Source organism: Pseudomonas sp. RW3S2 (assembly GCF_014268955.1).
Taxonomy (GTDB): Bacteria; Pseudomonadota; Gammaproteobacteria; order Pseudomonadales; family Pseudomonadaceae; genus Aquipseudomonas; species Aquipseudomonas wayambapalatensis.
Genome location: NZ_JABWRM010000002.1, coordinates 326,703 through 339,365, shown reverse-complemented (window position 1 = coordinate 339,365; position 12,663 = coordinate 326,703). Strand labels below are relative to the sequence as shown.

9 protein-coding genes are annotated in these 12,663 nt (G+C 51.7%); 5 read left to right on the top strand and 4 right to left on the bottom strand.

Features of this window, described 5'->3' with window-relative positions:
• Positions 1-7 precede the first annotated feature (7 nt).
• From HU748_RS04305 to HU748_RS04295, 3 genes are all read right to left on the bottom strand, one after another.
• A complete protein-coding gene (locus HU748_RS04305) occupies positions 8-475 on the bottom strand; it encodes a hypothetical protein (RefSeq protein ID WP_186664693.1) in 468 nt (155 codons plus the stop codon).
• A gap of 69 nt (positions 476-544) precedes the next feature.
• Complete coding sequence (locus tag HU748_RS04300; RefSeq protein ID WP_186719357.1) at positions 545-4,186, bottom strand: transporter substrate-binding domain-containing protein; 3,642 nt, start codon at positions 4,184-4,186, stop codon at positions 545-547.
• On the bottom strand, positions 4,187-4,801 hold the full coding sequence (locus HU748_RS04295; RefSeq protein ID WP_189657556.1) for a response regulator transcription factor: 615 nt from the start codon (positions 4,799-4,801) through the stop codon (positions 4,187-4,189). It abuts the gene before it with no gap.
• Positions 4,802-5,155: 354 nt separating this feature from the next.
• Here HU748_RS04295 and HU748_RS04290 point away from each other — a divergent pair, with 354 nt between their 5' ends.
• The 5 genes from HU748_RS04290 (at position 5,156) to HU748_RS04270 (ending at position 11,081) form a co-directional block, all read left to right on the top strand.
• Positions 5,156-6,025, top strand: a complete 870-nt coding sequence (locus HU748_RS04290) for an EAL domain-containing protein (RefSeq protein ID WP_186719356.1) — start codon at positions 5,156-5,158, stop codon at positions 6,023-6,025.
• A 111-nt stretch (positions 6,026-6,136) separates the two neighbouring features.
• Positions 6,137-6,739 carry a fimbrial protein gene (locus tag HU748_RS04285; protein ID WP_186719355.1) on the top strand — a complete coding sequence of 201 codons (603 nt, stop codon included), beginning with the start codon at positions 6,137-6,139 and terminating at the stop codon, positions 6,737-6,739.
• A 52-nt stretch (positions 6,740-6,791) separates the two neighbouring features.
• On the top strand, positions 6,792-7,487 hold the full coding sequence (locus tag HU748_RS04280) for a molecular chaperone (RefSeq protein WP_186664700.1): 696 nt from the start codon (positions 6,792-6,794) through the stop codon (positions 7,485-7,487).
• A gap of 4 nt (positions 7,488-7,491) precedes the next feature.
• Positions 7,492-9,999 (top strand): fimbria/pilus outer membrane usher protein, encoded by a 2,508-nt coding sequence (locus HU748_RS04275; protein WP_186719353.1) that lies wholly within the window; start codon positions 7,492-7,494, stop codon positions 9,997-9,999.
• A 14-nt stretch (positions 10,000-10,013) separates the two neighbouring features.
• Positions 10,014-11,081 carry a fimbrial protein gene (locus HU748_RS04270; protein ID WP_186719351.1) on the top strand — a complete coding sequence of 356 codons (1,068 nt, stop codon included), beginning with the start codon at positions 10,014-10,016 and terminating at the stop codon, positions 11,079-11,081.
• Between the two features lie 335 nt (positions 11,082-11,416).
• On the opposite strand, the gene HU748_RS04265 is transcribed toward HU748_RS04270, so the two are convergent.
• Positions 11,417-12,400 carry a type 1 fimbrial protein gene (locus tag HU748_RS04265; protein WP_186719349.1) on the bottom strand — a complete coding sequence of 328 codons (984 nt, stop codon included), beginning with the start codon at positions 12,398-12,400 and terminating at the stop codon, positions 11,417-11,419.
• Between the last annotated feature and the right edge of the window lie 263 nt (positions 12,401-12,663).

Sequence of the window (12,663 nt, the reverse complement as noted above, 5' to 3'; positions counted from 1 at the left end):
TGACCTTCTACCCCGTTAATTTGGGCGGTGGCTGATCTTTATCTTCGGCGGTGCTATGAAGCGTTGGGGCTTCGGCATCCTTGAGCAGATCAACTGTAGCCAAGGCCGAGAAGCGCTCCTTCAGAAACTGCTCGACCATACTGATCTGCGGGACGCGGGCGAGGTAGGCGCTTTCTACAGTGCCACACGACTGCTCTATCTGCACCATCGAGTCTGCAACGCCGTAAATCATGGCATGGCGTACACCCGGCAATAAGTTACCGAAACCGCACGTGGGAATGTCGGACTGCTGAAAATCCATCTCGCTCATGATCAGTAAGTCAAAATGCATTTTATCGTTACCTGCCACCGAATAAAGCTCGTCAAACGAGCCTACCGGCAACACCTGAAATTGCCCAAGTCCGTTAAGCAGGCGTTCCAACAACAAACGATGGATATGATAAGGATTGAACACGATGATCCGCGCAACGGGCATGCCATTCTCCGAATGAAATAAATAGGGTGGACAGGTGCTGACGGGGTCAAACAGTCGGTAGTCTGGAATTCACGAATTTGCCGAGGCCTGGAGGAAGTCATTCAGATCACTGAGAAGCGTCTCGACGGACTGATACAGTTCATCGACGACTTTCGCAAACGCTGTATTGTCAGGTCCTGAACAAGCAACTTGCAATTGATCACAGGCGGTGATCACGCGCTTGGCCATTATGATTCGTGCTACACCCTTCACGCGATGGGCCAAGTCATATAAGCCGATATGGTCGTCCAAGGCGAACAACCTGAGAATATGTCGTAAGTCTTCCTCGCTCTCGCTGATGATGTCATGCAGTAACTTATTCATGAGACCGGCATCGTGACTGGCGAGTTGCGTCAGGTTGGTAATGTCAAAGCTTGTCTGATCTTGCGGAAAATCGTGCTCTGAGTCGCGTGCATCGAACGGCGTTGCCAGGTGTTGTAGGCGTTTTGCCAAGTCATCCAGGCTGACTGGTTTGAACAGACAGTCATCCATTCCTGCTGCCTTGCACATCTCCACTTCGCGCGCCTGCGCATTTGCGGTAAACCCTAGGATCAGGCAAGGGGGGCTGTTTGATGCTTTCTCCACGTGACGGATTTTTTTGGCCAGGTCGTAGCCGTTCAGGATGGGCATATTGCAGTCTGTGAACACGACGTCGTAACCGCCCGTGCTCCAGGCACGAAAACCACTGACACCATCAACTTCATCGGCTACCTGATGGCCTAGGTAGATGAGTTGTTGGGTGAGCAACAAGCGATTGGCCGGATGATCATCCACGACAAGGATCTTCAGTTCGCGACTCATAGGCATCTCTAGGATGCTGATCGCATTACGTACTTCGGAAGGTGCAGCTTCCACATTCAGCGTAAGTTCAACCTCCGTACCTTGTCCAAAAACACTTCGAAGATTCAAGCTGCCCCCCATCATCGAACACAGTGCCTTGCTGATATTCAACCCCAATCCTGAGCCCGCTGAAAGTGACGCGCTATCAGCACCGACCTGGCTAAAAGGTGTAAACAGCTTTGGTATATCTTCGGCCGCGATACCTACGCCGGTATCACGAACATAGACGCTCAATGACAATTGACTGGTGCTCCACCGATGCGCATTGGCCTCGACGGTGACACCGCCCTGTGCAGTGAACTTGATCGCATTGCTCAACAAATTGGAAAGGATCTGTTTGAATCGCAAGGGATCTATAAACACCTCGCATTCGGCCAACGTATCAACCTTGACCTCCACACTGAGACCTTTCTGCCGAGCGAGGCCGTCAAAAACGCGCGTGGTCGAAATGATCAGATCCTTCAGCACCACGCGCTCAGGTGCGAGCGTCAGATGGCCCGACTCGACGCGTATGATGTCCAATGTATTCCCGATGATACCTACCAGGCTCTTCGAGGAATCGTAGGCGACCTCGATCGCCAGTCGATCAAGCACTCCTTGCCGGGCTTTGATCATGGCAAGTTCCAACATGCCGACGACCGCATTCATCGGTGTCCTGATCTCATGGCTCACAGTCGCCACAAATTTCGTTTTAGCTTGGCTGGCACTATCGGCCTCGTGCTTGGCTTCGATGAGTTTCAAAAGTAACGCTTCACGCTCTGTGACATCGATCCATCCACCAATAACCCCCTTGATCACGCCATCATCATCCTGGTAGGGGACAATCCAATGGAACGCGGTAATCGAGCGCCCCCCCGGGAGGTACATTTTCATGTCCTCCGAATAGTGTTCGCCTTCCGCCATCACATGCAGGTATCGATTCTGAAAGGCGCTGGCGTACTCCGGCGGTATGAACGAATAGTCGGTCAGGAGCGTACCCGTGACATCGCTCGATGATTGCCCTGTTTCAGCCAGGTAACGTTGATTACAGGTAAGCAGACGTGCAGATCGATCCCTGACATAGATAGAGTGCGGGAGACTATTGATCAGCGTCTCCATGAACTTCATTTGAGACCGCAGCGCTTTTTCAGCGATGGCGCGCTGGTTGATCAGTCGCCGAAGGTACAGGATCCAGGCAATGGCGACCGCGAGAAGAAGAACAGCCGACACTATCCAGCGGACGTAGATACTGCGCGCAGCGACCAGCTCGGTTCTATCGATAGCCACATCACCGCCCCATCGACTGGTCAATGCCCTCAGTCGTTCCGGAGTAAGTGATGCAATCGCAGCATCAAGAATGGAATAGAGAACCTTGCTTTCAGGGCGTGTCCCCAGCGCGAAGTGAGAATATTTGCCATCCACAACATTGACGATGCGAAAATCGTTCCTCTGCTCTTTGGCAAGCGCATACTTGGCCGTTGCAAAATTTCCGATACTGGCATCCACCTGCTGTGTTCTGAGTAACTGAAGAGAGGTATAGATATCGTCGGAGGCTACCGGTATGACGTCCGGGTATTTTTTTCTCAGATAATCCAGGAATTCAAGATTATTAGTGTTAAAAGCAACGCGACGCCCAGCCAGATCAGAAATCTGGGTGATCGATGTATCCGATGCTCGTGAAATCAGAACTCTCGGGGTTGAAAGAAACGCGCGGGTGTACAGGATTCCAATATCGGATCGAATACCGGATAAATTGAGTACGATATCGACCTCGCCCTTGGCGAGCTTAGTTCTGACCTCTTTTCCCGATGCGCACTCTACGATGGTAAAATGTAACCCGGTGACCTCGCTTATGTATTCGAACACATCGGCAGCGATACCTCGATAGGCATAGTTTCGATCGTGAAAGGAGATGGGCGGGTAGTCGGTGAGTAGACCAATTTTCACGGGGGAACTTTCAGTAATCCAGCGCCGCTGTGCGGGAGTCAAATTCAGCTCAGAGGGCGGGGAATAGGTGATCGAAGCACCGGTCCAGCGCTGTATGATGCCTGCTTGTTTCTCTTGGTTGACAGCCGATAACACCAGGTTAACAGCGCGCTGCAGATGTGGATCGGTTCGACGAAACCTGAAGTGTGTTGTGCTCGAGACGCCTTCGATCGGGCTCAAATACAGACCAGAAAAAAAATTGGTGTTGATCACGTGCGCGGCATCCAGTGCGCTACCTACAAAGCCATCCACCAACTCGAATTTGACAGCCGCAATCGCTTCCAGTGGGCTGGGATAACTTATAATTTTCGCGTTGGGGTATGCCTTTTGCTGGGCGGCCTGCATAGTCGATGACGCGACGGAAGACAAATGAAGCGTCCGTTGTGAAGCGCTGAGGGGCGGGATGGTTTTCTGTCGTGTCACGATCACATTGGGATCCACCCAGTAAGAAGACGATTCAATAAAGGACGCTGTAGGCTCTCGTTGCCGTCCCGCAGGCCCCAACATGTCGACTTCACCGTTAAGTAGGGCCCTCTGAGCCGCCGCTTCATCAACATATCGTTGCACGCGAACTTCCACACCTAGTGCGTCGGCGATCAGCTCAAGATAATCGGCCGTGATACCACCGTACTCACCCTTTAATGTTCTTATCTCTAGAGGCGGAGCTCCCGCCAGGGAGGTACCAAACCGGATGGTTTTATTTTTCTGTAACCACGCCTTGTTGACAACGGTGTCCAAGTGTCTAAGGGGTACCATGTGCGATTGACCATTCAGCGGTAACGACTCGACGGCGTCGTTTGCGGCAAATGAATGCCATGCCAAGTTCCACAGCGCCAAGACGCACAGTAGGCCGGTTCGATACTTCATTTAAATTAAGTTATTTCGTTTGGCGAAATCAGCAAGGTAAACGACTGACCGTACTTCGAGCTTTTCGGCAAGTCGAGTTTTATAGGTGCTGACCGTCTTGTTGCTCAACAGCATGGCGTCACCGATTTCCTTATTGCTGAAGCCACGCGCCAGCTGCTGTAAAATAGCGAGCTCCCGGTTTGAAAGATTCTCGATCATCAACCGTTCGGATTTCTCGGTGTCCGTCCGACACACAGAACTTGTCGGCAGCTCGGGGAAGAACGGATAGCCACTCATGATGGCCCTGACCGCTCTACGCAGTTCCGCAAAATCGCCAGTTTTACACACATAACCGGCGGCGCCGGCCTGCATGCACCGACGAGCAAAAAAGCTTGGCTCCTGCGACGTGAAGATCAATACCTTGGTGGTCAGTCCATAGGTGCCTATACGCGTCAGGACCTCCAAGCCATCTAACATTGGCATTGCGATGTCCAGCACCAATAGCTGAGGGGCATGCTCGCGCACCATCTGCACCGCCTCAGCCCCATCCCCGGTTTCAGCGACTATATCGAATTTCTCTTCCTGCAAGAGCATACGTACGCCCACACGAATAACAGGGTGATCGTCCACAATCATCGCTTTCACATCTATTCCTCTGCACTGCCAAGCCACCAAGCCACGGAGAGCGTCAGGCTCTCGCCACGAGCACGGCAAGCATAGGTCAGATCTGATCTACATAAATGTAGGAAATTTCTTACGGTATGCCGGTTCATTCTCGTGCTGCGCGGTCAAGCTCGTTCGCAGGGTGTGCCTACGCTCCAGCAGGCTTATCTGCAGCGCGAGCGGCATGAAACGGAAGAAGCCGACTCGTTTTTCATCTCGCGCCGCTTGGGAAATTTCCTACAGATGCACCAGCCTTTCCTGCTTACAGTGCCGCCAGAACGATTTGAGCGCCCCTCTCACTCCTCTCCTATAGGGATTTGAAATACCGTGGAACGTCAATTCCCAACATTCGGCAGAAGCGATCTGGGAGTCAGGGCTGCATCAGACTCTACGGAGTTGGAGCTACCTCTCGTCGCTGATATCAAGCGAGGCTTGGAGTCGCAGGAATTTAAGGCATTCATACAGCCCAAGATCCATCTGCTTGATCGTCAGGTCGTGGGCGGTGAGCTGCTGGCCCGCTGGAACCATCCTGTCAGGGGTGTTCTTGCAGCCGGGGAATTCATCCCCGTGATGGTGCGGCATGGGCTGGTCGATTCTCTGTTCTGGACGTTGTTCGAGCAGGGGCTGTCACTCCAGAAGCGGTTGGAGCACACAGAGGCTTTGGTGCCCCTTTCCTTCAATTTACATCCGGTGCAACTGGCAAATAACGACTTGGTAGGGAGGTTGATTGCAGAAATAGAAAGGTGTCGTGTCGTTCATAACAGCATCGTGTTTGAAATCTTGGAGTCTGCGACGCTCCCCAGCAGTTCCGCTGCCTACGAAAATGCACGGTATTTGAGGCGCGCAGGATGTGGATTGTCATTGGACGATTTTGGCTCAGGGTACTCAACGCTGGAAAGGCTGATCGTATTGCCGTTTACCGAGGTGAAACTCGATCGGGCATTTATCCAAAGGATTCAGGACGACTTTCAGGCTGAGGCGATTATTTCCTGTGTACTTGCACTTACGGAAAAGCTGGGTATGTCAATGGTCGTCGAGGGCGTCGAAACAGCTGCACAATGCCAGCATTTGATGCAGATCGGAGTGCATTATGCACAAGGGTACTTCTTTGCCCGCCCAATGCCTTCTGAGATGTTCGTTGAGTACTGCGGTAAGTTCGGTAGAGCCGTCCCTAATGTAGGGTCTCGCGTATTCTGAATTAGGGGAGCAGACAGGCTTCTGGGGCGCCCCGTTAGTCAATGTGAAACGTCGGGATCATCGTGCCGCGAAAATGACTCATTGAAACTTTTAAATAACATTGGAAAACTTATGAAATTTTACCTCAAAACACTCGTGGCCGTATCCGCCGCTATTGTATGTGCCCAGTCCGTAGCAGCCACCAATGTGTCAGGTGGTGTAATCTCTTTTAGCGGTATGATCACCGACACAACCTGCACGATCAATGGTGGCAAGAGCGCCGACTTTACTGTCGCACTTGCGCCGATCACAGTCGCAGACGCGGGGACGACTGTGGGTCCGATCGCGAAGAACAAAAAGTCGTTCTCTATGACGTTCTCAGGGTGTAATGCGGCCAGCAGTAGTGCAACGACCCCCGCGGCGCCGACTACGCCGCTGATCATGTATTTTTCGTCAGCGGACAATATCTCAACCGATGGTAAGTACCTGGTGAATACCTCGGTAAATGAAAGCGACGCGGCGGTAGCGAAAAACGTTGGTTTCTCCCTGAGTTTGCCCGGAGCGCAGACGCCGCTGCAATTGAACACGCCGTTCAACACCGGGATTACTGGCGCAAAGAAGTCTCCCGAATCAGACACCTTGGTGTTCGACGCTTACTACTACAAAACAAATACTGCAGCGGCGAGGGTAGGGGTCGTAAGCTCCAGCTTGATTTACACCATCTCGTATCTCTGATACGCCCTTCGAAGATCCAGGCCGCGACCGCAGGCCTGGTTTGAGGCACATAATGTTTAAGTTGCTCATAGGCGTGTGTTTAGTCCTGGGCTCGGCCTATGCCCAGGCAAACATAATCTTGAATGGTACGCGAATTATTTACCACGAACGCAAGGGTTTCGTATCCGTACAGTTGACCAGCACAGGGCCAGACGCCTCCTTGGTTCAGGCCTGGATTGACGACGGAGATGTCAACTCTACGCCTGAAACAGCGCACGTGCCTTTTCTATTATCCCCGCCGATCGTCAAAGTGCTTGGTCATGGCGGGCAACAACTCAGGATTGAAAAAACGGACGCAGCGTTGCCCAGCGATCGCGAAAGTATTTTCTATCTGAATGTGTTGGAGATACCTGCACTTCCGGATCACCTGAAGGAGCAAAATACATTGCAACTTGCGCTGAGAACGCGTGTCAAGCTCTTCTATCGTCCGGATGCCTTGAAATCCAGCCCTGACTTCAGCACTAAAAATATCAGGGCAGTGGCGCACGGTACGGGTGTGTCTATTTTCAATGACAGCGCTTATCACCTGACAATTGTACGCATTGCGGTCAAAGACTCGAGTGTCGAACTTGCGGGCGCAAGTATGATTGCACCTCATGCTTCGCTGGATATACCGGGTGAGCATAAACCTGTGCCGGGCGCTCAATATGTATTGACTTATGTTGACGACCTGGGTGCGTACCGAGATGAAGTGGTCACGTTGCGGTAACTTGATGGCCCACACAAAAAAAACAAAGGCCGCTGTTTTTTTCAGTGTGTTGCTGGGTTCTTCAATCATGATGCATGAGGTGCGCGCGGAGTTTTTCGACACCTCGCTTCTGGCGGGCAGGTCGAAAGAATCAGATCTTTCTCGATTCTTGAACGATGTGGAATTGCCTGCTGGCCAGCATACATTGGATGTTTATGTAAATGAACTATGGAAGGGGCGCTTCAAGGTCCTGCTGGGCACTGCCCGTGAGGATGTGAAAATCACCTCTACGGCAATCTCGGATTTGGGATTGGATACGTCTCTGGCATCACCCGTCGTTGGCGTTAGTGATTGGATTCCGATCAACCAAATTTCAGAGGGTGCAACCTTTGTATTGGATGTCAGTGCACAAAGTCTGCGCGTGAGTGTCCCTCAAGCCTATATGCGACGTGCTGATGAAAGCTACATTGACCCGAAATTCTGGGACCCAGGTCTGCCAGCATTGCTGGTCAGCTACAATGCGGTCTATAACCGGTTGCAAACACAACGTACCAAGGCCGTGACCAACAATATCTATTCGGGCCTGAATGTTGGCGTGAATATCGGTGGTTGGCAGATTAGAGAATTTGGCTCGGTGCGTAAACGGTCCGCCGAGCAGGTGCAGTATCAGTCCAACCTTCGCTACGCGCAGAAAAATATTGCGCCGCTGAAGTCGGTGGTAAAAATTGGCGAATTTTATTCTGGCGGAGACTTATTTGACTCTGTCAAAACCAAAGGGGTCACCTTGTCTTCGGACATCAACATGCTCCCCCAGTCGATGCAGGCATTCTCTCCCGTTGTCCGAGGCACTGCCAGAACCAATGCACTGGTGATCGTGAAGCAGAACGGCAGCATTATCTATCAGGAAAACGTGCCGCCTGGTCCCTTCGTGATCGATGCCTTGCCACATACCGGTTCGGCGGGGGATCTGACCGCCATTGTTCAAGAGGCCACTGGAGAGATCACCTCATTCACAATACCCTTTTCGTCTGTGCCTAGCATGCTGAAAGCCGGTGTCAGTAAATACGCGTTGACGTTGGGCTCTGCGGTACAAGCCAATACGAACTATACGCCTGATTTTTTTCAGGCCACCTGGCAACGCGGTCTTGACAACCTCGCCACGGGCTATCTCGGCAGCACTGTCAGCAGCGAATATCAAGCCTACTTGGTCGGCGGCGCTTTTAATTTACCGGTGGGAGCACTCTCGCTGGATGTGACGCATGCGCGGACGAAGCTCAAACAGCAAGATTTCACCGGCCAGAGTATTCGAATCACCTACAGCAAACTGCTCGATGCCACGGATACCAATTTCACGCTGGGCGCTTTCCGTTACTCAAGCGCAGATTTCTATACGTTTGATGATGCGATTTATGCAACAGAAAACAATTTCAGCAAGGCTCGGAAAAAACACCAGGAACGCTTTGACATACATCAGAGCGAGGAAGCTGCTGTCATCGACATGAAGACCTGGGATTCGCTGACAGGCGCACGACCTCGTAATAACCTCAGCCTCAACGTCAGCCAACGGCTTCCCGGCGAATGGGGATCTGTATATTTTTCGGGAGTGCAACGGGACTACTGGGGCTCCGATAGAAAGAGCCGGGAGTATCAGTTTGGGTTTTCAAAATCATTCAGCCAAGTATCCGTCAACGTGTCTGTCAACAAGGTGCGTGATTCACATGGGCGTGACCAGACACGATCGTCTATTGGCTTTACCATTCCATTCGAAATGTTTTCCAATCGTGCCACGATCGCCAGCAATGTTTCATTTACCGACTCACGTTATTCACAAAGTAATACAAGCGTGAGCGGGAGTGCTTTGCAATCTCAACGACTGAGTTACAGCGTAGCTGCGAGCCATGACCCTGAGAACCGTGCGGTCAGTGTGGGTAGTTCCTACCGTGCCCAGAACGCCACGATCGGAGCGACACTCGGTGAAGCATCCGATTACCGTCAGTTTGGTCTGGACGCACGCGGTACCGTGGTCATGATTCCAGGAAAGATTCTGGCCTCCAATGAAATAGGCAACACGATGATTGTTGTCGAGGCGCCGAAGGCAAAGGGTTTGATTGTCAATGGTGATACCAGTGTCGTCACCGATGAAGATGGTTTCGCGCTTGTACCTTACGCAAGCCCGTACCGCTCAAATTCGATCGTGCTGTCCGAAGGCGAGAATACCTCGGGCGGGCGGGTCATCGGCAACGTTGCGCACAGCGTGCCCTTCGCTGACGCAGTGGCGAAGGTCACGTTCAAAACTGACGTGCGCCAGGCGCTTAACTTCCGTGCTGTACATGATAATGGCTCCCCATTGCCCTTCGGCGCCGAGGTGCTGGACCAGGCTGGGAACTCGATCGGTTATGTAGGTCAGGCCAGCACGGTATTTATAAACTATGAAGAACGCCCTTCGCGATTAACGGTGCGCATGCATGACAGTGCCTGCGCGATGAACCTGCCGGATGTACTCGCACCTCGCGCGTCCGTTTCGTGTCGATGAGTGGAGATGTGCTAATGTCTGCTTGGTCAAAAAATAAGTTGTGTTTTGCTATTTTGCTATTGAGCCTTATTTTCAACTGTGCCGCCAATGCAACGTGCTATGACGACATCACATCCCGAGGGCCCAATATTGTGCTGGACCTTTCGGAGCGCGTGAAAAAGAATATTTCTCCTACGTGGATGACGACGGTCTATACCAACTTTCCGAGTCGGTCGTTTAAATGTTCTGGGGGCGAAAATCTGAAGTACCAATCTGCTCTAAAAAAATCTGGCGGGGTATTGATCGGGTTTCAGAATGGCACCTATTGGATCCGGGTGGAAATCATCTCGATGCCAGAATCCATACCCATGAAATCGGGCTCACATCAAGGCGCCGAGGTGAACACACCCATTACAATGCGCTTTACCTTGGAAAATGGGCCTGGACCTGACGAGACAAAATTTCAAAGTAGCGTGGCGCTACTCAAAAATTTCGTAAATGTCGTCGACGACTCCGGCATGAGTTGGCTTGAATGGCTTGGTTCAATTTTCAGCTCGGCATACTATCTGGTGGCCGGGGCCCCCGATTGGAAAAGAAATATGTTCACTCAAAACTTGGAGTTGATCTACACGCCCACCTCTACTACTTGCAAACTGGACAACCCAGGGCTCACCGTCACTCTTCCAGATGTGAGCATTTCAAGTGTGACTGCTGTTCCGCGGGCTGGCTATACGCCATTCAACTTGAATTTTAGCTGCGCAAACCTTCATGGCAATGGGGTTGCGGACCGCGCTGTCGACATCTTCCTTTCCAGCAATGATCTGGGCACCCAAGACACTTATCTCATCGATCAACGGCCCGGTGCAGCGCAAGGCGTCGGAATCATGCTTGTTACTGCTGACGACCCCTCCACACCGGTGATATTCTCAAGGTCGTCAATTATACGTGGAAGGGGTACTTCGATACATAGCTTATCCCCCGGTAGCTATACGCCTGATCGCTTTACCGCCTCAATGGGGGCGTTCTACTTCCCTTTCGCACCGAACAAAGTGTCGATTGGTCCGCTCAAGGCATCCGCAATCGTCAATATTATTTATCCCTAGGCAAGCAGGCCTTGCCATGCTCTCAGAGCGTCCAACACTCTGGTAAGCGAGAGCAGCCGCGCACGTCTAAACAGGTCGGGGAGGATGGTCCTATCGGCTCGTTATTGAAGGGCGGTGGTCAACTCATATCGAACGCATTTTTTCAGCTTTCGCCTCAGCCAGTCCATCGCTGAGTTGATGAGGTCGGATCCAGTTGTAGTAACCCGTCAGGTACTGGCTAATCTGGTTGTCGAAGGCATTGAGACGCCGTGGCGTTTGTGCCTTTCGCAGATGGCACTCAGCATCGCACAGGGGCAGGTCGAACAATCGCTGACCGACCTGGCATCATTACCCGGTCAGTTATAATCGAGGACGTAATTCAGTACCGCATCGGCTCTGCCGGGTTTAATCTTGGCGCTGCCTTTACGCGTATATTTCGCCTGGAACTCGAACGTATAACGCTCGCCATCTTCTTCACTTTTTACCCATTGCATCGCTAACCCGGCCCATTTACTAAACGGAAGCTTTACGCCCGTGGGGGTCGTGAGGGCGACACCAATGCCCTCTGCTCCTCCGGGGGTCAAGTTGAGCATGCCGGAGCCTTCGTTGCTACCTTCAAAATATACTTTAACGGGTAAATTCGATCCCGGAAGAAGGCCCGTGCACAGTACGCTCAAGCCAACAGTGCGTGGTGTCTGTTCTTCGAGAAGTGCAATAGCTACTCTGCCAAGTGGGATGTCTTGACGTTTTTCACCCGTGCATCCTGAGAAATAGTTACTGGAGGTCAGCTCCACCTGCCCAATAATTTCTATTTCTGCGGCATCCCAGTCTTCAACCTGCGCGTGTACCTTGAAGTTTACGTTGAGATTGCCTTTCTCGATGCCACGGGCTGTACGTATGAGTTCTACATGCAGAGGCTCTGGTAGCCGCCCGATCATTCTTGGAGCATTCTGATAACTATTTTCAAAAGGTAGAGCTCTGTTCAATCGAAAATCTACAAGCCGAATTCCAACGCCGGATAAATTGGTTCGATAGACATCGTCGTATCCGTCCTCCAAAGGAGCATCCACTTTATAACTGTAGTGAATGGGGTTTATTTTTGTCGGACATTTGAAATCAATGAACCTGTTCACGGATGCCAAGGAGAATGCCTGATAATTCATGCGTTGGCCGATGGGGGCCAGATGCAGCGTTTTAGGCGTCATGGCTAAACTAAAGTACACCTTTTTTTGGTCTGTCGTTTGTGGCGACCACCAGCAACCGGCCGTGTTATCTGCGTTAGCGGTACCGCTGGCTACAATGGATAAAAGCGTCAAAATGATATGTGGCGCAAACTTCAACTGTTCACTCCTTGATCAGCCTGCAGACCGCAGGCCATGTTCATCTGGGGGGAGTCGATAAGACGCAAGCAGATACCGGCAGCCCACTTCACTTTCAGCCAGCCTTCTTTTTTGATGCCGAAGACCAGCACACGACACGAAATTCTAGGAATAAGGGTTGGAGACGGGAACAAGAAAAATCTTGAGTGATGAGGAGGAGGGTCTTGAATGCAATTGTGGTGTTTGCCTATTACCTTGATTCGGCTATCCGTAGAACCACCCCC

Excerpts from the sequence above, each read along its gene's own strand:
- HU748_RS04305 (WP_186664693.1), bottom strand. The coding sequence starts at position 475 with ATGCCCGTTGCGCGGATCATCGTGTTCAATCCTTATCATATCCATCGT.
- HU748_RS04300 (WP_186719357.1), bottom strand. The coding sequence starts at position 4,186 with ATGAAGTATCGAACCGGCCTACTGTGCGTCTTGGCGCTGTGGAACTTG.
- HU748_RS04295 (WP_189657556.1), bottom strand. The coding sequence starts at position 4,801 with ATGATTGTGGACGATCACCCTGTTATTCGTGTGGGCGTACGTATGCTC.
- HU748_RS04285 (WP_186719355.1), top strand. The coding sequence starts at position 6,137 with ATGAAATTTTACCTCAAAACACTCGTGGCCGTATCCGCCGCTATTGTA.
- HU748_RS04280 (WP_186664700.1), top strand. The coding sequence starts at position 6,792 with ATGTTTAAGTTGCTCATAGGCGTGTGTTTAGTCCTGGGCTCGGCCTAT.
- HU748_RS04275 (WP_186719353.1), top strand. The coding sequence starts at position 7,492 with ATGGCCCACACAAAAAAAACAAAGGCCGCTGTTTTTTTCAGTGTGTTG.
- HU748_RS04270 (WP_186719351.1), top strand. The coding sequence starts at position 10,014 with ATGTCTGCTTGGTCAAAAAATAAGTTGTGTTTTGCTATTTTGCTATTG.